This is a genomic window from Mycobacterium sp. E1747 (assembly GCF_001667775.1).
GTDB lineage: Bacteria > Actinomycetota > Actinomycetes > Mycobacteriales > Mycobacteriaceae > Mycobacterium.
Window position 1 is genome coordinate 1 of the sequence record NZ_LZJI01000248.1, and the last position, 23909, is coordinate 23909.

19 protein-coding genes and 1 pseudogene are annotated in these 23909 nt (G+C 69.6%); 10 read left to right on the forward strand and 10 right to left on the reverse strand.

The annotated features are described in order from the left end of the window. The 3 genes and pseudogenes from A5695_RS26020 to A5695_RS26035 all read right to left on the reverse strand — a co-directional run. Positions 1–406 (reverse strand): annotated as a pseudogene (locus A5695_RS26020) (MFS transporter); the annotation flags it as partial. A gap of 130 nt (positions 407–536) precedes the next feature. Next, positions 537–1256 carry an MgtC/SapB family protein gene (locus A5695_RS26030; RefSeq protein ID WP_068089459.1) on the reverse strand — a complete coding sequence of 240 codons (720 nt, stop codon included), beginning with the start codon at positions 1254–1256 and terminating at the stop codon, positions 537–539. A 52-nt stretch (positions 1257–1308) separates the two neighbouring features. After that, a complete protein-coding gene (locus tag A5695_RS26035; protein WP_082946316.1) occupies positions 1309–2874 on the reverse strand; it encodes a glycosyltransferase family 39 protein in 1566 nt (521 codons plus the stop codon). Between the two features lie 285 nt (positions 2875–3159). Between A5695_RS26035 and A5695_RS26040 the strand changes: the two genes are divergently transcribed. Continuing rightward, positions 3160–3603 (forward strand): universal stress protein, encoded by a 444-nt coding sequence (locus tag A5695_RS26040; protein WP_068089464.1) that lies wholly within the window; start codon positions 3160–3162, stop codon positions 3601–3603. 60 nt (positions 3604–3663) lie between these two features. Here the strand turns inward: A5695_RS26040 and A5695_RS26045 are convergent, their stop codons facing one another. Beyond that, the gene (locus tag A5695_RS26045; protein ID WP_068089466.1) at positions 3664–4350 is read right to left on the reverse strand and encodes an MBL fold metallo-hydrolase; all 687 of its coding nucleotides are present in this window, start codon (positions 4348–4350) and stop codon (positions 3664–3666) included. A 112-nt stretch (positions 4351–4462) separates the two neighbouring features. On the opposite strand from A5695_RS26045, the gene uvrA reads away from it, so the two are divergent. After that, a complete protein-coding gene (gene uvrA, locus A5695_RS26050) occupies positions 4463–7366 on the forward strand; it encodes an excinuclease ABC subunit UvrA (RefSeq protein WP_068089534.1) in 2904 nt (967 codons plus the stop codon). 8 nt (positions 7367–7374) lie between these two features. Here the strand turns inward: uvrA and A5695_RS26055 are convergent, their stop codons facing one another. From A5695_RS26055 to lysX, 5 genes are all read right to left on the reverse strand, one after another. Further along, positions 7375–9114, reverse strand: a complete 1740-nt coding sequence (locus A5695_RS26055; RefSeq protein ID WP_068089469.1) for a serine/threonine-protein kinase PknH/PknJ — start codon at positions 9112–9114, stop codon at positions 7375–7377. A gap of 31 nt (positions 9115–9145) precedes the next feature. Further along, positions 9146–9394: a hypothetical protein gene (locus A5695_RS26060; protein WP_068089473.1), complete on the reverse strand. Its 249-nt coding sequence runs from the start codon at positions 9392–9394 to the stop codon at positions 9146–9148. Positions 9395–9399: 5 nt separating this feature from the next. Next, complete coding sequence (locus tag A5695_RS26065; RefSeq protein WP_231974986.1) at positions 9400–9843, reverse strand: DUF6653 family protein; 444 nt, start codon at positions 9841–9843, stop codon at positions 9400–9402. Between the two features lie 7 nt (positions 9844–9850). After that, the gene (locus tag A5695_RS26070; protein ID WP_197515626.1) at positions 9851–11335 is read right to left on the reverse strand and encodes an alpha/beta hydrolase family protein; all 1485 of its coding nucleotides are present in this window, start codon (positions 11333–11335) and stop codon (positions 9851–9853) included. 76 nt (positions 11336–11411) lie between these two features. Beyond that, a complete protein-coding gene (gene lysX / locus A5695_RS26075) occupies positions 11412–14765 on the reverse strand; it encodes a bifunctional lysylphosphatidylglycerol synthetase/lysine--tRNA ligase LysX (protein WP_369830241.1) in 3354 nt (1117 codons plus the stop codon). Between the two features lie 409 nt (positions 14766–15174). On the opposite strand from lysX, the gene infC reads away from it, so the two are divergent. The 4 genes from infC to A5695_RS26095 all read left to right on the forward strand — a co-directional run bounded on the left by infC (position 15175) and on the right by A5695_RS26095 (position 17264). Beyond that, entirely contained in the window at positions 15175–15783 is a 609-nt protein-coding gene (gene infC / locus A5695_RS26080) for a translation initiation factor IF-3 (protein WP_082946318.1), read from the forward strand. 30 nt (positions 15784–15813) lie between these two features. After that, complete coding sequence (rpmI, locus tag A5695_RS26085; protein ID WP_068089482.1) at positions 15814–16008, forward strand: 50S ribosomal protein L35; 195 nt, start codon at positions 15814–15816, stop codon at positions 16006–16008. A gap of 65 nt (positions 16009–16073) precedes the next feature. Next, entirely contained in the window at positions 16074–16469 is a 396-nt protein-coding gene (rplT, locus tag A5695_RS26090) for a 50S ribosomal protein L20 (protein ID WP_068089484.1), read from the forward strand. A gap of 3 nt (positions 16470–16472) precedes the next feature. After that, the gene (locus A5695_RS26095) at positions 16473–17264 is read left to right on the forward strand and encodes an RNA methyltransferase (protein ID WP_068089487.1); all 792 of its coding nucleotides are present in this window, start codon (positions 16473–16475) and stop codon (positions 17262–17264) included. Here A5695_RS26095 and A5695_RS26100 read toward each other — a convergent pair. Then, entirely contained in the window at positions 17251–18306 is a 1056-nt protein-coding gene (locus A5695_RS26100) for an oxygenase MpaB family protein (RefSeq protein ID WP_068089490.1), read from the reverse strand. The two genes, A5695_RS26095 and A5695_RS26100, sit on opposite strands and share 14 nt — an antisense overlap. 191 nt (positions 18307–18497) lie before the next feature. On the opposite strand from A5695_RS26100, the gene A5695_RS26105 reads away from it, so the two are divergent. From A5695_RS26105 to pheT, 4 genes are all read left to right on the forward strand, one after another. After that, a complete protein-coding gene (locus A5695_RS26105) occupies positions 18498–19406 on the forward strand; it encodes an adenylate/guanylate cyclase domain-containing protein (RefSeq protein WP_068089493.1) in 909 nt (302 codons plus the stop codon). Between the two features lie 17 nt (positions 19407–19423). Beyond that, entirely contained in the window at positions 19424–20230 is an 807-nt protein-coding gene (locus A5695_RS26110; RefSeq protein ID WP_068089498.1) for a rhomboid-like protein, read from the forward strand. A gap of 120 nt (positions 20231–20350) precedes the next feature. Beyond that, positions 20351–21394, forward strand: a complete 1044-nt coding sequence (gene pheS / locus A5695_RS26115) for a phenylalanine--tRNA ligase subunit alpha (protein ID WP_068089501.1) — start codon at positions 20351–20353, stop codon at positions 21392–21394. Continuing rightward, complete coding sequence (gene pheT / locus A5695_RS26120; protein ID WP_068089504.1) at positions 21394–23880, forward strand: phenylalanine--tRNA ligase subunit beta; 2487 nt, start codon at positions 21394–21396, stop codon at positions 23878–23880. Before pheS ends, pheT begins: the two co-directional genes overlap by 1 nt. The last annotated feature ends 29 nt before the right edge of the window (positions 23881–23909 follow it).

Genomic DNA, 23909 nt, shown 5'->3' on the forward strand with positions numbered 1-23909 from the left:
CGTCGCCGCCCTTGGCGGTGTTGACCACCACCCCGGCCAGACCCGCCGCGATGGCCGCGGAGATCAGCTGGACGGTGTTGATCGCCGCCGAGGCGGCGCCGCCCTCGGCCGGGTCGTCGACCGAGGACATCGCGCGTGCCGACAGATGCGGCCAGGCCATCCCGATCCCGGTCCCCGCCACCAGCAGCGCCACCGCCCACAGCGCCGCCGTCCACGGGGACGTGTCCCCGCGGCGGGCGACCGCGGCCAGGGCCAGGCCGGAGGCGGCCACGATCGGCGCCGCCACGATGACCCGCGCGACCGTGCGGGGGCTCTCCAAGGATGCGCTGAGGATCTCGCTCACCGTCCAGCTGATCTCCGCGGCCATCGCGGCGGGTCTGGCCGGGGTGGTGGTCAACACCGCCAAGGGCGGCGACGGGATGGCGGCGCACTGGCTGTTCACGGTGTTCACCGCGCTCTGCGCCGCCGGGGTGGCGGTGTCCTACGGCGCGACCCGTGCACGCCAGGGGCAGCCGGTCGGCTGAGCCGCGGCGGCGTCAGTCGGGGTCGTCGTCGGCCTGGAAGACGGCAACCACCCCGTCGACGTCGCCCAACACCTGTCGGGCGCTCGCGATCCTGCTGCCGGACAACGTCATCGCCACCCGGACCTCGCCGTCGTCGATGTCGTGCGCGTCCGCGTCGAGCTCGGTGAGCTGCCAGTTTTGCTGCCCGCAGATGCGCAGCACCTCCCGCAGCATGCCGCGGCCGTTCTCGTAGATGATCTGGACCCGGACCGTGCCGCGCAGCTGGGCGGTCAGGCGCGCCTCGACCGCCTTGAAGAGGAGCGCGCTGACGAAGTGCAGGGCCACCACGGCGCTGGCGAGCAGCAGCAGCCCGGCGCCCACCGCCATGCCGACCGCCGCCGATTCCCACACCGCGGCCGCCGTGGTGAGCCCGTGCACGGCGCCGCGACGGGTGATGATAATGCCGGCCCCCAAAAAGCCGATGCCGGAAACGATCTGGGCCGCGACGCGGGAAGGGTCCAGCACGATCGTGCCGGCCGACAGGACGTCGGCGAAGCCGTACTTACTGACCAGCATGATCAATGCCGACGACGTCCCGACGATCGTCTGGGTGCGCAGGCCGGCGCTCTTGCCCTGGATCGTGCGTTCGAGTCCGATGAGCGCCGTAAGCGCGAACGCCGCGACCAGCTCGACCAGGTGTCGGAAACCCTGCACGTCGCCACCCAACAGCGGCGCGGCCAGCCAGTGTTGCATAGCCCATCGACTACCCAACAAATGGCGGTTCACGCCGCCGGCAAAGCGCCGATCAGCGCGTGGACTTCACCACCTGCGAGTAATGGAACTGCCAACGTTCGACAATGCGGAAGCCGAGGTAACTGGGGAATCGATAGGCCGGCGCGCGCCCGAATGCGGGCCCGGGCGGCAATGCCGCCCCCGATTGGTGGTCGGGCAGCGACGTTTCCTTATTGGTAATGGTCCAGATCGCGGGGCATTTGTTGATTTTGGCCGTGGCCAGCCAAACGGCGACGTGGCCATCCCACAACGTCCCGACCTTCGGCCCGTAGGCCCCGCGTTCGACGTCGATCAGCGACCGGAACGCCGCCGGCCGGGTGGCCAGCAGGGCGCGGATCGGTCCGGGCCGCCACGGCACGGTGTTGTCCACCATCAGGCAGTCACCCGGGGCCGCGTGCGAGCTGATCAAATCGGCGACCTGGCTGTAGTCCCAGCCCTCCTTGGCGTACGGCCAGCGCTGGACGAACAGGTAATTGGGCACCGCGGCCACGGCGCAGAGGAGCACCACACCGGCGATGGCCCACGGTGTGCGGGCGAGTGTCACGATGCACACGGCGAGCACGACGGCCATCGCGGGCGCGGTGAAGATCAGGTAGCGCGGGTAATAGATCGGTTCGCTGACGGCCGAATAGACGACCACGAGCGCGGTGGGGATGACCAGCCACGCCAAGCAGGCGATCAACAGGCGGCGCAGGTCGCCGGCGGGGGGCCGGACCCCCGCCAGCCTTGCCGCGATCGCCGCCACGATGAGGACCGCGGATCCGATGGCGAACGGAACGCTGTGGTCGAAATACTGGCGCAGGACGATGTCGAACGCGTAATGCCAGCTGACCGGGTAAATCCAGTTGACCTGCCAAACCTGGCCGTGGGCGAACAACATGAACGGCGTCATGGCCGCGACCGCGACCACCGAGCCGACCGCCCACCGAATGATCGGGGATTTGCGCGCTTTCTCCGGCGCCAACAGCGGCACCATTACCGCATAAACCGGCATCAACAGCACCATGTTCAGATTCAGCAGAATCGACAGCATTAACGCCAGCGCGTAGCAAATCCACAATCGCGGACTGTTGCGCCGAACGGCGGCGACCAGCAATACGGTGAGCCAGACCGCCGCGGCCGCCGCGAAGGCGTAGGGCCGCGCCTCCATGCCCGCCCAGGTGGTGCGCGGCAGGATGGCGAAGACGACGCCCGCGCACACCGCGACCGGCCGGGTCGAGAACCGTCGGGTGAACACCGTGACACCCGCTGCGGCGGCGCCGACCGCCAGGGCGCTCGGCGCCCGCGACCAGAACTCGGTCGGCGGAAAGACGGCGAACCAGCCATGCATCACCAGGTAATACAGCCCGTGCACGGCGTCGATGTGGCTCAGCAGCCGCCACAGCTCGGCCAACGTTCGGCTCGCCGCGGCGGAGATGGTCGCCCCTTCGTCGAACCAGAGCGAGGGTCGGCAGGCCCAGGCGCCGCTGACGACGGCCGCGAATACGGCGACCGCCCCCGGGTCGAGCAATCGGCCGGGCGGACGCGCGGGCACGGGCTCCTCGACTTCATCCGCGACGCGCTGCTCGACGATGGACATGATGCCTGTCACTGTAAAGCTGAATCGCCGGGATAGGTCACAAAACGGCTCCCGCCCATTCGGCCCCGGCGTACGCATTCGACGAAAAGCTGCGTTATGCAACGCTTTCCGCCCCGGGTGAGAGCATTTGATTGTTTTGTCATCGGCGATATTCTCCGTTGACGCGGCGCGGCGCCGCAAATTGTCGACACGCCCGGCCGCGTGGTGTGGCTAATCTCTTCCCTGCGCAACGGGCAAACGCGATAGTGTCTTGGATTGGCTGACCAACCGAATCAGGGAGGGTAAATGGGCGCCTATCGGAATGTGGTGGTGGGAACCGACGGCTCGGACTCGTCAATGCGTGCGGTGGACAGGGCGGCGCAGATCGCCGGGCCGGACGCCAAGTTGATCGTCGCGTCGGCGTACCTGCCCCAACACGAGGACACCCGGGCCGCCGACGCCTTGCGCGACGAGAGCTACAAGGTGTCCGGGACGGCGCCCATCTACGCGATCCTGCAGGACGCCAAGGAGCGCGCGCACAAGGCCGGAGCCACGAACGTCGAGGAGCGCCCGATCGTCGGCGCCCCGGTCGACGCGCTGGTCAAGCTCGCCGAGGACGAGAAGGCCGACCTGCTGGTCGTCGGTAACGTCGGCCTCAGCACGATCGCCGGCCGGTTGCTGGGATCGGTGCCGGCCAACGTCTCACGGCGGGCCAAGGTCGACGTGCTGATCGTGCACACCACGTCGTAAGTCGATGGTGGCGACGCGATTCGCCCGGCTACGCCGCGCTCGCGATCGCCACGCCTCGGCTCACCAGCCTCGTTCGCGCCATTCGGCCAGGTGTGGGCGCTCGGTGCCCAGCACTGTGTCGTCGCCGTGGCCGGGGTAGATGACGGTGGAATCGTCGTACACGTCGAACACCCGGGTGGTGACGTCGTCGAGCAGCTGGGTGAAATCCCCAGGCTGCCGCGTCTTGCCGACGCCGCCCGGGAACAGGCAGTCGCCGGTGAACAGCTGGGTGACGCCGCCCGTCGCGGGCCCGTCGAGGGCGAGCGCGACCGAGCCGGGCGTGTGACCGCGCAGATGGATGACCTTGAACTGCAGCTCGCCGATTCCGACGGTGTCGCCGTCGGCCAGCAAACGGTCCGGTTTGACCGGCAGCGGCTCGGCGTCGATTTCGTGCGCGGCGGTGGGCGCGCCGGTGGCGGCGGCCACCGCGGCAAGCGCCTGCCAGTGGTCGAAGTGCTGGTGGCTGGTCACGATCAGCGACACCTTGGGTGCGTTCTGCCGGATCAGCTCGATCAGGACGTCGGCGTCGTTGGCGGCGTCGATCAACAACGTTTCGCCGGTGGCGGAACAAGTCACCAAATACGCATTGTTGTCCATGGGGCCCACCGACGCCTTTAGGATCGTGGCGCCGGGTAGGGTCCGGCGAGCCGCGGTACCAGGGTCGACGTGTCCGGTGTAGTTGTCGCTTACCTTGTCGGGGGCAGTCATAGCGGCCACGTTACTGGTCAAACGTTGCTTGTCGGTATGGGCACATAGCATGGAATGCGCCGTGCGCATCAACGGCTACAGCACGTCAAAGATCCACTTGAAAGAGGGCAGCGTGGCTGACCGCCTCATCGTCAAGGGCGCCCGCGAGCACAACCTGCGGGGCGTCGACCTCGATCTGCCGCGTGACGCGTTGATCGTGTTCACCGGGCTGTCGGGGTCGGGCAAGTCGTCGCTGGCGTTCGACACCATTTTCGCCGAGGGCCAGCGCCGCTACGTCGAGTCGCTGTCGGCCTACGCCCGCCAGTTCCTCGGGCAGATGGACAAGCCGGACGTCGACTTCATCGAGGGCCTGTCGCCGGCGGTGTCCATCGACCAGAAGTCCACCAACCGCAACCCGCGGTCGACCGTCGGCACCATCACCGAGGTCTACGACTACCTGCGGTTGCTCTACGCGCGCGCGGGCACGCCGCACTGCCCGGTGTGCGGTGAGCGGATCGCCCGTCAGACGCCGCAGCAAATCGTCGACCAGGTGCTGGCGATGCCGGAGGGCACCCGGTTTTTGGTGCTCGCGCCGGTGGTGCGCACCCGCAAGGGCGAGTTCGCCGACCTGTTCGAGAAGCTGAACGCGCAGGGCTACAGCCGGGTGCGGGTCGACGGCGTGGTGCACCCGCTGACCGACCCGCCCAAGCTGAAGAAGCAGGAAAAGCACGACATCGAGGTGGTGGTCGACCGCCTGACCGTCAAGGCCAGCGCCAAGCAGCGGCTCACCGATTCCGTGGAGACCGCGCTGAACCTGGCCGACGGCATCGTGGTGCTGGAGTTCGTCGATCATGAACACGACGCCCACAACCGCGAGCAGCGGTTCTCCGAGAAGCTGGCCTGCCCCAACGGGCACTCACTGGCGGTCGACGACCTGGAGCCGCGGTCGTTCTCGTTCAACTCGCCCTACGGCGCCTGCCCGGAGTGCACCGGCCTGGGCATCCGCAAGGAGGTCGACCCCGACCTGGTGGTGCCCGACCCCGAGCGCACGCTGGCCGAGGGCGCGGTGGCGCCGTGGTCGACGGGCCACACCGCGGAGTACTTCACCCGGATGATGGCCGGCCTGGGCGAGGAGATGGGCTTCGACGTCGACACGCCGTGGCGCAAGCTGCCGGCCAAGGCGCGCAAGGCGATTCTCGAAGGCTCCGACCACCAGGTGCACGTGCGCTATCGCAACCGGTACGGCCGAACCCGTTCCTACTACGCCGATTTCGAGGGCGTGCTGGCGTTCCTGCAGCGCAAGATGGCGCAGACCGAATCCGAGCAGATGAAGGAACGCTACGAGGGCTTCATGCGCGACGTGCCCTGCCCGGAGTGCGACGGCACCCGGCTCAAGCCCGAGATCCTGGCCGTCACGCTGGCCGCGGGGACCCGGGGCAAGAAGTCCATCGCCGAGGTGTCCGAGCTGTCGATCTCGGACTGCGCGGACTTCCTGAACGCGCTCACGCTGGGGCCCCGCGAGCAGGCGATCGCCGGGCAGGTGCTCAAGGAGATCCAGTCCCGGCTGGGCTTTCTGCTCGACGTGGGGCTGGATTATCTGTCGCTGTCGCGCGCCGCGGCCACGTTGTCCGGCGGTGAGGCCCAACGCATCCGGCTGGCCACCCAGATCGGCTCGGGCCTGGTGGGCGTGCTCTACGTGCTCGACGAGCCGTCCATCGGGCTGCACCAGCGCGACAACCGTCGTCTCATCGAAACCCTCACGCGGCTAAGGGATTTGGGCAATACATTGATCGTCGTCGAGCACGACGAGGACACCATCGCCCACGCGGACTGGATCGTCGACATCGGCCCCCGGGCCGGCGAGCACGGCGGGCAGATCGTGCACAGCGGGACCTACGCCGAGCTGCTGGCCAACACGGCATCGATCACCGGCGCCTTCCTGTCGGGCAAGGAAGCCATCGAGATGCCGGCGCTCCGGCGTGCGATAGACCGCAAGCGGCAGCTCACCGTCGTCGGCGCGCGCGAGCACAACCTGCGCGGCATCGACGTCTCCTTCCCGCTCGGCGTGTTGACGTCGGTGACCGGAGTGTCCGGGTCCGGCAAGTCGACGCTGGTCAACGACATCCTCGCCACGGTGCTGGCCAACCGGCTCAACGGCGCCCGGCTGGTGCCGGGGCGGCACACCCGGGTGACGGGCCTGGACCACCTGGACAAGCTGGTGCGGGTCGACCAGTCGCCGATCGGACGCACGCCGAGGTCCAACCCGGCGACCTACACCGGCGTGTTCGACAAGATCCGCTCGCTGTTCGCGGCCACCACCGAGGCCAAAGTCCGTGGCTACCAACCGGGCCGGTTCTCGTTCAACGTCAAGGGCGGCCGCTGCGAGGCGTGCACGGGCGACGGCACGATCAAGATCGAGATGAACTTCCTGCCGGACGTCTACGTGCCCTGCGAGGTGTGCCACGGCGCGCGCTACAACCGGGAAACCCTGGAAGTGCACTACAAGGGCAAGACCATCTCCGAAGTGCTGGACATGTCGATCGAGGAGGCGGCGGAGTTCTTCGAGCCGATCACCGGCATCCACCGCTACCTGCGCACGCTGGTCGACGTCGGCCTGGGCTACGTCCGGCTGGGCCAGCCCGCCCCGACGTTGTCCGGCGGTGAGGCGCAGCGCGTGAAGCTGGCCGCCGAGCTGCAGAAGCGCTCGACGGGACGGACCATCTACATCCTCGACGAGCCCACCACCGGGCTGCATTTCGACGACATCCGCAAGCTGCTGACCGTCATCAACGGGCTGGTGGACAAGGGCAACACGGTCATCGTCATCGAGCACAACCTGGACGTCATCAAGACGTCGGACTGGATCGTCGACATGGGTCCCGAGGGTGGCGCCGAGGGGGGAACCGTGGTGGCCGAAGGCACTCCAGAGGACATCGCTTCCGTGCCGGAAAGCTACACGGGGAAGTTCCTCGCCGAGGTGATCGGCCGCGCCGCCCCGCCGCCGCGGTCGAAGCGGCGACGCAAAGTCACCGCCTGATCGGGCCGTCAGCTGGGGACCTTGGTCGCCATCTGGCTGGCGATCAGCCTGGCCTGGTTGATGGTTCCGGGTGCGCAGACGTTGACGTCGAAAACCACATTGGATATCGCGTTGAGGACGTGCTGGCACACGACCGGGCTGTTGGCCAGCGTGTGCTGCAGCGCGATGTTCGGCGGATTGCCGCTGATCTGCCCGAAGGTCCATTCGAATGGGGCTTTGTCGCTGGGCTGGGTCACGGTCTTCCCACCGCAGTCCCGCCATTGGTTCCACTGATCGGTCACGAATCCCCGGGCCTGGTCGGCGGACGCGAAGATCACCGCGCCCTGGACCACGACGTAGGCCGGGTTGCTCTGCGGCTTCTTCATCAGCTGGGCGAGCATCGCGGTGTAGCCGCTGCTCTTGTACGTCCGGGTTTGGAAACCGATCAACGCCCCGAGGCACTTGTCATCCGACAGCGTATTGCCGGGGCCGGGGTCCGTCATCTCCGTCACGTTGTGGTCGACGATGATGCCGGTGGTGCCGACCAGGGTGTTGATCTGGTCGACCGGAAGCAGCAGCGAATCCAGTTGTGCGGGAACCACTGTGGGGGCGGCGGCGCTGGTGGTCACCGCGCTCGTGGTGGAGGGGGTGGCGGTGGTCGTCGTCGGGGAGGCGTCGGGCTGGGAATCGCCGGACTTGTCGATCGCCAGCCACACCCCGGTGCCCGCGATGACCGCGACGACGAGCGCGAGGGCGCCGATGACCAGTCCCAGCCTGCGCCGCGGCGGCGCGGGCGGCGGCGCCCACGGCGGCTGAGTGGCGAACCACGCCGGGTGCGGCGGTGCGGGTTGACCGCGAAACGGTTCCCCGCTCGGCGGCGGCGCGAAATGTTGGCTGTGCTGGATCAGCTCGGTCGCCTCGCGTTGGTCCGGCGTGCTCAGCGCATGCAGGGCCGCCTTCGCCAGGTCGCCCGCGGTGAGGTAGCGGTCGGCTGGGTCTTTGGCCATCCCGCGGGCGACGACCTCGTCGAATGCCGCCGGGACGGCGGGATTGCGTTGACTCGGGCGCGGCACCGGCTCCACCAGGTGGGCGGCCATCAGGCTGCTGAGGCTGGTGGTCTGGAACGGCCTTGTGCCCGTGAGGCATTCGAAAAGCAGGCAGGCGAGGGCGTAGATGTCCACGCGGTAGGTGGGGTCGTCGTTGCCGAATCGCTCGGGTGCCATGTAGTTCCAGCTGCCGATGGCGGCCCCGGTCCTGGTCACCCGCTCGTCGGTGGCCGCGGCGGCGATGCCGAAGTCGACCAGGTAGGCGAAGTCGCCCTCGCCGAGCAGGATGTTCTCGGGTTTGATGTCGCGATGGATGACCCCGGCGCGGTGCGCGGCGTCAAGGGCGGCGGCGACCTGTTCGACGATCGCGACCGCCCGCGGTGGCGGTAGCGGCCCGGTGCGGCTCAGCACCGACCCCACGTCGCGGCCCTCGATGAGGCGCATGTCGATGAACACCTGACCGTCGACCTCGCCGAAATCGTGAATCGGCACGATGTGCGGTTCCTGCAGCCGGCCGGCGGTCCGGGCCTCGCGTTGCATGCGCCGCCGAAAGGAGTCGTCGGAGCTCACCTGCTCGGACATCAGCTTGAGCGCCACCACCCGGTCCTTGACGGTGTCGTAGGCCTCGTAGACCTCGCCCATCCCGCCGCGCCCCAGCAGGCGCCGCAGTTGGTAGGGCCCGAACCGGCTGCCAATCCGCGAACTGGGCTGCGTTTCACTCATCCGACGTCCCCCCGACGCTAAGCCGACTTCCCTAGGCCTCGTCCGCCCGCATGGACTCGCGGATCTGGGCCAACCGCTCGGCGGCGGCGCGCTCGCGCTCGTCGTATTGCTCGGCGACGGAACGGCCCTCGGGGGACTCGGCGTCCAATTCCGCGCCGCCCACGGACGTCGCGTAGCGATGTTCGATCTTCTCGCGCACGGACTCGAAGGTGGGAACGCCCGCACTGTCGTACCCGGGGTCGGGTGGGGCGGTACCGGGCGTTGCTGATTCGTCGGGCATGGTCGTTACGCTACTAAAAGCCCGGCCCGGTCCCGCCGCTCGCGCTCCCAATACCGCACCATTTGCTGCCAGTACACCAGCGTCAACGCCATCTGCACCGCGATGGCGATCGCCGCCGGCCGCGGCCGGCGGCGCCAGGCGGCGACCACCGCGCCCAGCGCGGCCACCGACGTCAGCGCGCTGACCGCCATCGCCCCGTCGCGGGGGCGACGGCTGATCCACAGCTCCTCACCGAGCATGGCCCGCGTCGACCACGCCCGCTCGTGCGCCGGCGCGCCGAACACGAACGGGTTCACGGCCAGCCACAGCGCGATCCACGCCGCGGGCCGCAAGCGCCGCGTCCACGGCGGCACCAGGATCAACGGTGTGCTCGCCCAGCGGGTCCAGGCGCTCCACGGATTGCAGTGCCGCGCGAAGATCGCGCGCCGAACCCGCGCAACCGAGAACACCGGCGGCCTACCGCCGGGCTTGGTTGGGATGGTCGGCCGGGACGACGACCGGAGGGGCGGGCGCGGGCGGGGCGGCGCCGGGCAACGGGATCCGCGGAATTCCCGGCGTGCCCAGCCGGCCTGCCAGCCACGGCAGCGCCGTGGCGAACACCCGGTCGGCGAACGGCCAGTCGTGCTTGCCGGGCTGCACCAGCACCGCGCAGTCGATGCTGTTGGCGTGCCCGAGCGAACACAGCGAGTACGCCGCCGCCGTCTGGTTGCCGGGGTCGGCGGCCGCTTGCCGGCTTGCGAGACGGATCGCGCCGCTGTCGGTCATCACCGGGTCGTGCCGCCCGGCGGGCGGACCCTCCGAAGAGATCGCGAACCAGCCCGCCACGTCGCTGTACGGCCCGTGCCGGCTGATCACCGTCGTCGGGTCGAACGCCGCCCACGCGTCGGCGTTTCCGCCGAAGAGCCGGGCGATGGTCTGGGTCTTGTTGCCCGCGTTCGGGAAGAAGTCGCCGGCGACGTCGACGAACGCGCTGAACATGTCGGGGTGCATCACGGTCAGGTCCACGGCGCAGGTCCCGCCCATCGACCAGCCGGCGATGCCCCAGTGGGAGCGGTCGCGGCTGACGCCGAACTTGGAAACCATATACGGCACAACGTCTTTGGTCAGATGGTCGGCGGCGTTTCCGCGGACTCCGTTGACGCATTCGGTGTCGTTGTTGAAGGCCCCGCCGGAGTCGACGAACACCAACACCGGAGCCTTGCCGGCGTGGGCGGCCGCGAAGTCGTCGACCGTCTTGACCGCGTTGCCCGCTCTGGTCCAGTCCGCGGGGGTGTTGAACTGGCCGCCGATCATCATGACCGTCGGCAGCGCCGGCGGCGGGCTGCTGGTGAACCATTCGGGCGGCAGGTAAACCAGCTCGCCGCGGTGCTTGAAATGCGATGCGTCCGAGGGGATCACCACCGGGACCACGCTGCCGTGCGGCGGCCGCGCCCGCTTGGCGGCCATGACGGTGACGGTGGCCGGGTCCGTCTGGTCGGGCAGCGGGCCGGAGGTGAGCTGGTTCCACGCGGCCTGCACGGTGGGGAAGTAGCCGACCCACAGGTTGAGCACCAGGGCCGCGCACAGCGCGCACAGCGGTATGGCCAGCAGCCCGGCGCCGCGCCGCCAGCCGCGCGCGCTGCGCCAGCCGAGGATCAGCACCGCCGCCGCGGTGCCCGTGAGCGTGATCCAGAGCCACAGCGCGGGCGGCGCGGGGTCGTCGGACAGGCCGCGGTCGACGATGTACCAGTGCGTCAGGTAGGCGGCGGCAGCGCCGGCCGACACGGCGGCCGGCAGCCACACCGTCCGCCAGCGGCGCGAGCGCCACCCCACGGCCAGCGTCAGTACCACGGCGGCCACCACCTGGATCGTGATGGGCACCCAGCCGTGCATCAGCGACGTGTGACTACTTGCCAGCAACTGCGTCGTGGCGTTGGTCGTCGACCCGGTCACGGCATTCATTGTGATCGATTGTTAACCGGCCTGGAACATATTCACCGAATGTTCGCCGTCGGCCGCCCCCGGGTCGCGGGGCGGGTCAGTGCGGCTTGGCCAGCGGAAATGGCAGCGTCTCGCGGATGCTGCGGCCGGTTATGAGCATGACGAGCCGATCGATGCCCATGCCGAGTCCGCCGGTGGGCGGCATCGCGTACTCCATGGCTTGCAGGAAGTCCTCGTCGAGCTCCATCGCCTCGGGGTCGCCGCCGGCGGCCAGCAGCGACTGCTCCTGCAGGCGACGCCGCTGCTCCACCGGATCGGTGAGCTCGCTGTAGGCGGTCCCCAGTTCGACCCCAAAGGCCACCAGGTCCCACCGCTCCGCGACGCCGCGCCGGCTGCGATGCGGCCGGGTCAACGGCGAGACGGACGTCGGAAAGTCGATGTAGAAGGTCGGTCCCTCGGTGCGGTCCTCGACCAGGTGCTCGTAGAGCTCGAGCACCACGGCGCCGGCGTCCCACTGCGCGCGATACGGAATGCGGGCGGCGTCGGAAAGTCTGCGCAACACGGACAGGGGCGTCTCGGGATCGATGTGCTCCCCGAGCGCCTCGGACACCGCGTCGTGCACGGTCTTGACCGGCCAGTCCCCGGAGATGTCGACCGGATGCAGCCCGCCGTCGGTGCCGTCACCCCGCAGCACGGTCTGCTCCCCGTGGGCCGCCTGGGCGGCGTTCTGGATGAGCTCGCGGCAGCCGTCGATCCAGACGGTGTAGTCGGCATGCGCCTGATAGGCCTCCAGCAGGGTGAACTCCGGGTTGTGGCTGAAGTCGACACCCTCGTTGCGGAAGGCCCGGCCCAGCTCGAACACCCGCTCCACGCCGCCGACGCACAACCGCTTCAGGTACAGCTCCGGCGCGATGCGCAGGAACAGGTCCATGTCGTAGGTGTTGATGTGGGTGACGAACGGCCGGGCCGTCGCCCCGCCGTGGATCTGCTGCAGGATGGGCGTCTCGACCTCGATGAAACCCTTGGCGAACAACGTTTCCCGGACGGAGCGCAGGACGCTGCTGCGGGCCGCGATCAGCTCACGGGATTCCGGGTTGACCGCCAGGTCCACGTAGCGGGTCCGCACCCGCGCCTCCGGGTCGGTCAGCCCGTTCCACTTGTTCGGCAGCGGCCGCAGGCATTTCCCGATCATCCGCCAGTCGCGCACGATCAACGAGCGGGTTCCGTTCTTGGAGAAACCCATGTGCCCGGTCACCTCGACCAGGTCGCCGAGGTCGATGGCCGCGGTGAAGTCCGCGGTGCGGCCGCGCTCCAGGCGGGAATTGTCCAGCAGCACCTGCAATTCGCCCGACCAATCCCGCAGCTGGGCGAACAGTACGCCGCCGTAGTCGCGGATCCGCAAGATCCGGCCCGACACCGAGACGGGCTCCTGGTCGTCGGCGTCCAGCGCCCGGGAGACGGTGTGGCTGGGCGGCGAGCCGACGGGGTAGGCGTCGATGCCCTTGCGCCGCAGGACCTTCAGCTTGGCCAGCCGGACCCGGACCTGCTCGGGCAGGCGGGCCCTCGACTCTTCCAGTTCCGCGTCGTCGCGGCGCTGCTGCAGCTCGCTGACGTCGGGCGCCGAGCCGTCATGGTGCAACAGCCCCGACTCCGCCAGCCGGGCGGGCACGGCGGAGTGATGGCCGGTGTGCACCCGGTCTCGCCGGGTGAACGGCAGCACCAGGAAGCCCTCCGCGATCACCGAGGCGACACCCACTCGGGGGATCAAGCGCGCGTCCTCGTAACAGGCGTAGCGCGGAACCCATTCCGGTTGGTACTTCATGTTCGAGCGGTACAGCGTCTCCAGCTGCCACCACCGCGAGAAGAACAGCAGCAGCCCCCGCCACAACCGGGCGACCGGGCCGGCGCCGAGCTGGGCGCCTTGTTCGAACGCCGAGCGGAACATCGCGAAGTTCAGCGAGATCCGGCTGATGCCGAGGGTTTCGGCGGTCAGGGCGAGCTCGCTGACCATCAGCTCGATGGTGCCATTGGGGGATTGCGGGGAACGACGCATCAGGTCCAGGGAGACGCCCGTTGTTCCCCACGGGACCAGCGACAGCATCGCCACGACGGCGCCGTCCCGGTCCAGCGCCTCGACCAGCAGGCAATCCCCGTCCGCCGGATCGCCGAGGCGGCCCAGCGCCATGGAGAAGCCGCGCTCCGTCTGGGTGTCACGCCAGGCGTCGGCGCGGGTGATGGTCGCGGCCATCTCCTCGGCCGCGATGTCGCGGTGCCGCCGGATGCGCACGGTCAGCCCGGCCCGGCGGGCCCGGGTCACCGCTTGGCGCACCCCGCGCATGTCGGGACCCGACAGCCGGAAGTCGGCGGTCCGCAGGATCGCCTCGTCGCCCAGCTCGAGCGCGTTGAGTCCGGCTTCCCGATACACCCGCGCCCCCTGCGTGCTGGCGCCCATCACGCCCGGCGCCCAGCCGTAGGTTTGGCACAGTCCCAGCCAGGCGTCGATGGCCTGCGGCCAGGCCCGGGGTTCGCCGATCGGGTCGCCGCTGGCCAGGCACACGCCGACCTCGACGCGGTAGGTGATCGCGGCGCGGCCGCTGGGCGCGAAGACCACCGATTTGTCGCGGCGGGTCGCGAAGTAGCCCAGCGAGTCGTGCTTGCCGTACAGCTCGAGGAGCCCGCGGATGGCCGACTCGTCCTCACCCGTCAGCGCGTTTTCGGCCCGCTGGGATTGGAACAGCACGATGGTCGCCATGATCAGTGCCAGCGCGCCGAACAGCCCGAAGATGGCGTTGAGGAAGACGTGCGGCTTGCCGGTGAACAGGTCCGGGTCGGCCAGGGCGAAGCCGACCACCCGGTTGGCGACGTAGGGCAGGCGGTCCTGGCGCGCCAGCGTTCCCGGCCACATCTCGACCAGGCCCCAGGACACCAGGATCCCGATCACGTCGCCGGCGACGAGCACCGCGGCGGCCTTGACCAGCGCGCCCCTTCTGACCTTGGCCCAGAACTCCCGGTAGGCCAGCACCAGCAGCACGATCGCGACGATGTGCACCGCGAAGCCGAGGTTCTCCCCGAAGGTCTCGGCGGCGGTGTTGTCGCCCGCGGCGATGTCGGCGGCGTTCAATGCGGCGGCGAGGATCATCTGGCCCAGCAGCACCAGCCAGGCGACCCGCTTCCGCGCGGTCAGGGCCGCCGCCAGCAGCGCCAGCACGAACGACCACGCAATGCTGGTGTCGGGGAAGTTGAACAGGTAGTTGTTGATGAACTCGCGTGGGACTTTGATCAGCCACCGCAGGGCCGGGGACACACTGGCCAGCAGCGACACGCTGGCGATGACGCCCACGATCCACCCGGCCGCCGCCGGTACCCAGCGATACCGGGAATGCGAGCGGCCGCGGGGCCCCGAACGGTGCCCCGAACGAGATGAAGCGAGTGTCACAGACCGCGAGGATATGCCCTTCGTCCGGGAAAAGCTTGGTGAAGCGCGAAGAGTGGCTAGCACTAGTTCGCCCGGTGGCGCAACGGCGCCGGACGGGGGCGAAGTGCGGAAAGTAGCCCCGTGGCTGCTAAACTAGCGATCGCGACCATCCCGGCGAAGGCCAGGAAACAGTAAGTGGAGTCCCACTCCCACCGCGAGCCGCGAGATTTCTTCCAGGCTTGGCGGTCCGGTCACAGGCATCGAGCATGTCTGTTCCGCGAGCGACGCGGGCGGCTTGACCATTGGCAAGCCTCGATCGGTCGGCATTGGGCCCTGCTATTGCAGGGCTTTTCTGCTGGTGGTGTGGTGTTTCCGCCGCTGGATCCTAACCAAGCCTGGCCGTGGATCGCAGGACACCACCTATAAGCCCAACAAGGGAGGCCCCATCAGCACTGAGACCCGCGTCAACGAGCGCATCCGCGTACCTGAAGTCAGATTGATCGGCCCCGGGGGAGAGCAGGTAGGCATAGTGCGCATCGAAGACGCACTGCGCGTCGCTGCGGACGCCGATCTCGACCTTGTCGAAGTCGCCCCGAATGCCAGACCCCCGGTCTGCAAGATCATGGACTACGGCAAGTTCAAATACGAGGCGGCGCAAAAGGCGCGCGAATCCCGCCGGAACCAGCAGCAGACCGTCGTCAAAGAGCAGAAGCTGCGACCCAAGATCGACGATCACGATTACGAGACCAAAAAGGGTCACGTGATCCGCTTCCTGGAGGCGGGTTCGAAGGTGAAGGTCACCATCATGTTCCGCGGACGTGAGCAGTCGCGGCCCGAACTGGGCTACCGCTTGCTGCAGCGGCTGGGCGCGGACGTCGCCGAATACGGCTTCGTCGAGACGTCCGCCAAGCAGGACGGTCGCAACATGACGATGGTGCTGGCCCCGCACCGCGGCGCGAAAACCCGCGCCAGGGCGCGGCACCCCGAAGGACCCGGGGAGGGCGCGGCATCGGACGCCGATGCGGGCGCCGACACCGACCCTTCACCCAACTGACCCGGCACGAAACGAAGAATCAGAGGAAACATGCCCAAGGCCAAGACCCACAGCGGGGCTTCGAAGCGGTTCCGGCGCACCGGGACCGGCAAGATCATGCGCGAGAAAGCCAACCGTCGGCACCTGTTCGAGCACAAGCCATCCACCCGGACTCGTCGTCTGGAAGGCCGCACCGATGTGTCGGCCAACGACACCAAGCGGGTCAACAAGCTGCTGAACGGCTGACCGTCAACAAGCCGAGTGCCGGCGCCGCTGCCGGCCCGACCATTACTTAGAGAGTAGGAACACCCATGGCACGCGTGAAGCGGGCGGTCAACGCCCAAAAGAAGAGGCGCAGCATTCTCAAGGCCTCGAAGGGCTATCGCGGCCAGCGCTCGCGGCTCTACCGCAAAGCCAAAGAGCAGCAACTGCATTCGCTGAACTACGCCTACCGCGACCGCCGCGCGCGCAAGGGCGAGTTCCGGAAACTGTGGATCTCGCGGATCAATGCGGCGGCGCGCGCAAACGACATCACCTACAACCGGCTGATCCAGGGTCTGAAGGCCGCCGGCGTGGAAGTGGACCGCAAGAACCTCGCCGACATCGCGATCACCGACCCCGCGGCGTTCACCGCGCTGGTTGACGTCGCCAGGGCCGCGCTGCCCGAGGACGTCAACGCTCAGTCGGATTCCGGAGAGGCCGCCTAGCCCCTGCTGACCGAACGTTCGGCCCGCGTCGCCGCGGCGGTCAAACTGCATCGGCACGTCGGCCGGCGGCGGGCGGGCCGATTCCTGGCGGAGGGCCCCAACCTGGTCGAGGCCGCGGCCGCCCGCGGCCTGGTCCGCGACGTCTTCGTCACCGAAGCCGCCGCGCAACGGTATGCGTCTTTGCTTGCCGCGCAGCGTGATTCAGTCCACCTGGTCACCGAGCGGGCCGCAAAGGCGCTGTCGGACACCGTCACCCCCGTCGGGCTGGTGGCGGTGTGCGAGATGCCATCGACGCGGCTGGCGGACGTGCTGGCCGGCTCGCCCCGGCTGATCGCGGTCGCCGTCGAGATCGGCGAGCCCGGCAATGCCGGCACGGTGATCCGCATCGCCGACGCCATGGGCGCCGACGGCGTGATCCTCGGCGGGCACAGCGTCGACCCGTACAACGGCAAGTGCCTGCGCGCCTCGACCGGCAGCATCTTCTCGATCCCGGTCGTCGCCGAGCCCGACACCCCCGCGGCGTTAGGTGCCCTGCGCGGGGCGGGGCTGCAGCTGCTGGCCACCACAGTCGACGGTGAGACCCGGCTCGACGAGGCCGCCGACTTGCTCGGCAGGCCGACGGCGTGGCTGTTCGGGCCCGAATCACAGGGCCTGCCAACCGAAATCGCGGCGGTGGCCGATCACCGCATGCGCATCCCGATCGCCGGCGGGGCCGAAAGCCTGAATGTGGCGTCCGCCGCGGCGATCTGTCTCTACCAGAGCGCGCAGGCGCTGGGCGCGTTCACGCGGCGCTGACCCGCCCCCGGGCGGGCCGCAGACCCGCCAGCGACAGCGTCCCGTGCACCAGCGAGCCGGCGCGCTCCATCAGCGCTTTGGCCGGGTCGAGGGGCGAGCGAAGAGCCGGGCGGGAATGGGGAGGGAAGTAGTGCATCGGCAGCCCACGGCGGTCGCGGGGCGGCGCCATGAACGTCGGCGCCTCCACCAACGGCGCGTTGCTGGGCAGCCGGCCCTGCGCCCGGCGGTAGGCGGCGAGCGCGCGCGGGTGCAGCCGGATCTCGTCGGGGACCGCCAGGAAGGCCAGCTCGACGAGCTTGCCGAACAGGCGCAGCAGCACCTCGTCGCCCGGGGTCCAGCGCATGCCCGCCTTCTCGCGGACCACCGGCTCGAACAGGCCCGCCGCGATCCAGCGTTGGCCGGCGACCAGGGGCCTGAACATCTGATCCCAGATCGGCGTGGGCATCAGCACGAATTTCGGCTTGGGAATCCGGATTTGAAAGATGTCCAGCGTCGCCTGGTTGATCTCGAGTTCCTCGCGACAGACCCGATCCCAGTACTCGCAGAATTCCTCCCAGGAGCCGGGCACGGGGCGCATGCTCATCCCGTACATCCGGTACCACCGCACGTGCTCGTCGAACAGCTGCCTTTTCTCGGCCTCGGTCAGGCCGCCGCAGAAGTACTCGGCGACCTTGATCACCAGCATGAAGAAGGTCGCGTGCGCCCAGTAGAACGTTTCCGGGTTCAGCGCGTGATACCGGCGGCCGGAGGCGTCGACACCCTTGATGCTGTGGTGGTAGCTCGTGATCTGCCGACCGGTCGCCGCCGCGCGGTCACCGTCGTAGACGACGCCCATGATCGGGTACACCGAGCGGGCCACCCGCTGCAGGGGCTCGCGCAGCAGGATCGAATGCTCCTCGACGCCCGCGCCCAGCTCCGGATACATGTTTTGGATGGCGCCGATCCACACGCCCATCATTCCCGTGCGGAGATCGCCGAAGTATTTCCAGGTGAGGGAATCGGGGCCCAGAGGATCGTCGGATGTCATTGCAGTGGCAGTCATCTCGGCCTCCTGCGCTCACGATAACTTTGACAACGAACGTTGTCCACGATTTCGGCCGCGCGTGCCACCGGGTGTTATCGACCGTCGACGGCGGCGTGCCGCGCTCGTGATCAGGCGATACGTTGCGCGGTGGGCCACACCCGCGCGACCGTTCATTGCCCGCGTCCCGCGGAAGGAAATAACCTGGCCAGGTGGAACTCGCGCGTCGCGATTCGGATCCGGGCGGGCCCGAAGAACCGACGGCATCCGATCCGCCGCGGCGTCCTTCGGTCTCGATGCACAACGCCACGCAGTGGTTGCACAGCCGAAACCGCAGCCCGGGCGCGGTGGCGTTCATCCGCCGCGCGCGACGACTGCTGCCCGGCGATCCCGAGTTCGGCGACCCACTCTCCACGGCGGGTGACGGTGGGCCGCGCGCCGCGGCGCGCGCCGCCGACCGGCTGCTGGGGGATCGCGACGCGGTGTCGCGTGAGGTCGGCCTCGGGCTGTTGCAGGTGTGGCAGGCGCTGACCGAGTCGGTGTCCCGCCGGCCGGCCAACCCGGAGGTCACCCTGGTCTTCACCGACCTCGTCGGCTTCTCGTCGTGGTCCTTGCAGGCCGGCGACGAGGCGGCGCTCACCCTGCTGCGGCAGGTGGCGCGGGCCGTCGAGCCGCCGCTGCTGGACGCCGGCGGCCACATCGTCAAACGGATGGGCGATGGCCTGATGGCCGTCTTCGGCGATCCGACGGTCGCCGTGCGTGCGGTGCTGGCCGCCAAAGAGGCGTTGAAGTCGGTCGAGGTGGCGGGTTACACGCCGAGGATGCGCGTCGGAATCCACACCGGCCGGCCCCAGCGGATGGCCTCCGACTGGCTCGGCGTTGACGTCAACATCGCCGCGCGGGTGATGGAACGAGCCACCAAGGGTGGGGTGATGGTGTCAGGTTCGACACTCGACCTGATCGCCCAGAGCGAACTGGACACGATGGGTGTCGTCGCCAAACGCGCACGTAAACCGGTATTTGCTGCGAAGACGTCCGGAGTCCCGGCCGATTTATCGATATATCGTTTGCGGACTCATAGGGAGTTGACAGCCTCCGATGACAGTTCCGAAACAAATTAGCCGACATAATGGATGCAATGTTTGGGGGCATCCTTTCCCGGCTCGCCCGGGTCCAGTTCACCGCGGGGTACGTGGCGGCGCTGCTTGCCGTCAGCGCTGCCATCCTGGCGCTGGGACCGCACGCGCATGACGTGCTGGTCGAGCGGGCCAGCACCAACCTGCACAACCTGGCCCACGGCCACGTGGGCACGCTGCTGGGCAGCGCGCTGGTGGTCGACGCGGGTCCGCTCTACTTCTGGTTGCCGTTCCTGACCTGCCTGCTCGCGCTCGGCGAGCTGCACCTGCGCACCATCCGGCTGGTCGCCGCGTTCCTGATCGGACACATCGGCGCGACGCTGCTGGTGGCCGCCGCCCTGGCGGCGGCCGTCGAGTTCGAGTGGATGCCGGTGTCGATCACCCGGGCCAGCGATGTCGGGATGAGCTACGGCGCCCTGGCGGTGCTCGGCGCGATGACGGCGGTGATTCCCCAGCGCTGGCGGCCAGCCTGGGTCGGCTGGTGGGTGGCGGCCGGCATCGCCTCGGCGATCATCGGCGGCGATTTCACCGACGCCGGTCACACCGTCGCCGTGGTTCTGGGCGTGCTGGTGTCCGCCCGGTTCCGCCAACCCGTCCACTGGACGCCGGTGCGCATCCTGATGCTGGCCGCCTCGTCGGGCTTCGGCTTCTTGATCCTGGCCCACCACTGGGGGACGATGGCCGCCGCGCCCGCGTTCGGCGTCCTGGGCGCCCTGGCGGCCCACAAGATCGTGCAGTTGGCCACCCCGCGCGGCGGGGTGCTGAATGACGCGGCGCTGACCCGCCCGCAGCCGGTCACGGCAGGCTAGGCAGCCCGCCGGTCATCCCCTTCAAGCACGCGCCAAGCGCCGTGCTCAGATCACTTATGATCGGCACTTGCCGCTGGGCCACTTCTTCCCAGCCCTCATCAGCAAGGAGCGTGTCGCCGCGTGGGTGCTCAGCCCGTCGACCTGTCACCGGACGCCTTGACCGAGGCGGTGCACGCCGCCCAGGAGGCGATCGCGCGCGCCGGCGATCTCGACGCGCTGGCACGCGTGAAGATCGAGCATCTCGGCGACCGCTCGCCGCTGGCGCTGGCCCGACAGGCTCTCGGCAGCGTCCCCAAGGACGAGCGCGCCGACGCCGGCAAACGCGTCAACTCCGCGCGGACCGAGGCTCAGCGCAGCTATGACGAACGCCTGGCGACGCTGCGCGCCGAGCGCGACGCGGCGGTGCTGGCCGCCGAGGGCATCGACGTCACGCTGCCGTCGAGCCGCCAACCGGCGGGCGCCCGGCACCCGATCACCCAGCTGGCCGAGCACATCGCCGACACCTTCGTCGCGATGGGCTGGGAACTGGCCGAGGGTCCCGAAGTCGAATCCGAGCAATTCAACTTCGACGCGCTCAACTTCCCGGCGGACCACCCGGCGCGCAGCGAGCAGGACACGTTCTACATCGCGCCGGACGATTCCCGGCAGCTGCTGCGCACACACACCTCGCCGGTGCAGGTCCGCACCCTGCTGGCCCACGAGCTGCCGGTCTACATCGTCTCGATCGGGCGGACCTTCCGCACCGACGAACTCGACGCCACGCACACGCCCGTCTTCCACCAGGTCGAGGGGCTGGCGGTGGACCGCGGGCTGTCCATGGCGCACCTGCGGGGCACCCTGGACGCGTTCGCCCGCGCGGAGTTCGGCCCCGAGGCCCGTACCCGGATCCGGCCGCACTTCTTCCCATTCACCGAACCCTCCGCCGAGGTCGACGTCTGGTTCACCGGCAAGAAGGGCGGGGCCGGCTGGGTCGAGTGGGGTGGCTGCGGCATGGTGCACCCGAACGTGTTGCGGGCCGCGGGGATCGACCCCGAGGTCTATTCCGGGTTCGCGTTCGGGATGGGCCTGGAACGCACCCTGCAGTTCCGCAACGGCATCCCCGACATGCGCGACATGGTCGAGGGCGACGTCCGGTTCTCGCTGCCTTTCGGGGTGGGTGCCTGATGCGCATTCCCTACAGCTGGCTGCGGGAGATCGTGGCGGCCGGCGCCCCGGACTGGGACGTCACCCCCGCCGATCTGGAACAGACCCTGGTGCGCATCGGCCACGAGGTCGAGGAGGTCGTCCCGCTCGGCCCGGTCGACGGGCCGCTGACCGTGGGACGGGTGGCCGCCATCGAGGAGCTCACCGGTTTCAAGAAGCCGATCCGGGCCTGCCGCGTCGACGTCGGCGAGCCTGAGCCGCGCGACATCGTCTGCGGCGCAACGAACTTCGCCGTCGGCGACCTGGTGGTCGTGGCGCTGCCCGGCACCACGCTGCCCGGCGGGTTCGCCATCACGGCGCGCAAGACCTACGGCCGCGAATCCGACGGCATGATCTGCTCTGCGGCCGAATTGGGTTTGGGGGCCGACCATTCCGGCATCCTGGTGTTGCCGCCCGGCACCGCAGGACCGGGCGCCGACGGCGCCGCGGTGCTGGGGTTGGACGACGTGGTCTTCCATCTGGCGATCACCCCCGACCGGGGCTACTGCATGTCGGTGCGGGGCCTGGCCCGCGAGATCGCCTGCGCCTATGACCTCGACTTCGTCGACCCGGCGGACGTCAAACCATTGCCGGCCGCGGGGGAGGCTTGGCCGTTGACCGTGCATCCCGAAACCGGTGTCCGCCGGTTCGCCCTGCGCCCGGTGACTGGCATCGACCCCGCCGCCGTGTCGCCGTGGTGGCTGCAGCGCCGACTGTTGCTGGCCGGCATCCGCGCGACCTCCCCGGCGGTGGACGTCACCAACTACGTGATGCTCGAGCTCGGCCACCCCATGCACGCGCACGACTGCAACCGCATCTCCGGGGGCCTCGGGGTGCGGTTCGCCCGGGCCGGCGAGACCGTCGTGACGCTCGACGACATCGAGCGCCGGCTCGACCCGGCCGACGTCCTCATCGTCGACGACCGGGCGACCGCGGCGATCGGCGGCGTGATGGGCGCGGCGAGCACCGAGGTCCGCGCCGACTCCACCGACGTGCTGCTGGAAGCCGCCGTGTGGGACCCGGCCGCCGTCTCGCGCACCCAGCGGCGTCTGCACCTGCCCAGCGAGGCCGCCCGGCGCTACGAGCGCGGGGTGGACCCGGCGATCTCGGTCGCCGCGCTGGACCGCTGCGCCACGCTGCTCGTCGACATCGCCGGCGGAGCGGTGTCGGACGAGCTGACCGATTGGCGCGGCGAGCCGCCGAGCGACGACTGGTCGCTCCCGCCGATCCGGATCGCCGCCGACCTGCCCGACCGCGTCGCCGGGGTCGCCTACCCGCCGGGCACCACGGCACGGCGCCTGGCGCAGGTCGGGGCTTCGGTGAGCGACGACGGCGAGACACTGACCGTGACCCCACCGAGCTGGCGGCCCGACCTGGTGCAGCCCGCCGACCTCGTCGAGGAGGTGCTGCGCCTCGAGGGGCTGGAGGCCATCCCGTCGGTGCTGCCCGCCGCCCCGGCGGGCCGGGGCCTCACCGCGAGGCAGAAGCGTCGCCGCGCCATCGGCAGATCGCTCGCCCAATCCGGCTACGTCGAGATCCTGCCGACGCCGTTCCTGCCCGCCGGCGTGTTCGACCTGTGGGGCCTGCCGGCCGACGATCCCCGGCGCTCGACCACCCAGGTGCTCAACCCGCTGGAGGCCGACCGCCCGCACCTGGCCACCACGCTGCTGCCCGCGCTGCTGGAAGCGTTGGTGCGCAACGTGTCCCGGGGTCTGGTGGACGTTGCGCTCTACGCGCTGGCGCAGGTGGTGCAACCGACCGAGCAGACCCGCGGAGTGCAGCCGATCCCGGTGCACCGGCGGCCCACCGACGAAGAGATCGCGACGCTGGACGCCTCGCTGCCCCGGCAACCGCAGCACGTGGCGGCGGTGCTGGCGGGGCTGCGCGAACGGCGCGGCCCCTGGGGTCCCGGCCGTCGGGTGGAAGCCGCCGACGCGTTCGAGGCGGCCCGCATCATCGCCCGCGCCAGTGGGGTCGAGGTGAGCCTGCGGGCGGCCCAGCACCTGCCGTGGCACCCCGGCCGCTGCGCCGAGGTGCTCGTCGGGGAGACCGTCGTCGGCCACGCCGGCCAGCTGCACCCCGCGGTGATCGAGCGCTCCGGGCTGCCGAAGGGAACCTGCGCCGTCGAGCTCAACCTCGACGCGATCCCGATCGTCGAGGCGTTGCCCGCGCCGCGGGTGTCGCCGTTCCCGGCCGTCTTCCAGGACCTCAGCCTGGTGGTGCCCGCGCACGTGCCGGCCCAGGCGGTGGCCGACGCCGTCCGCGAGGGCGCCGGCGACCTGCTGGAAGACCTGCAACTGTTCGACGTCTTCACCGGCCCGCAGGTCGGGGAAGACCGCAAATCGCTGACCTTCGCGTTGCGGTTCCGCGCGCCGGACCGCACGCTGACCGAGGATGACGCCAGCGCGGCCCGCGATGCCGCGGTGCGCCGCGCCGCGGAGGCGGTCGGGGCCGAGCTGCGAGCCTAGGCCGGCCCTAGTAATGGATTTGCAAAGCA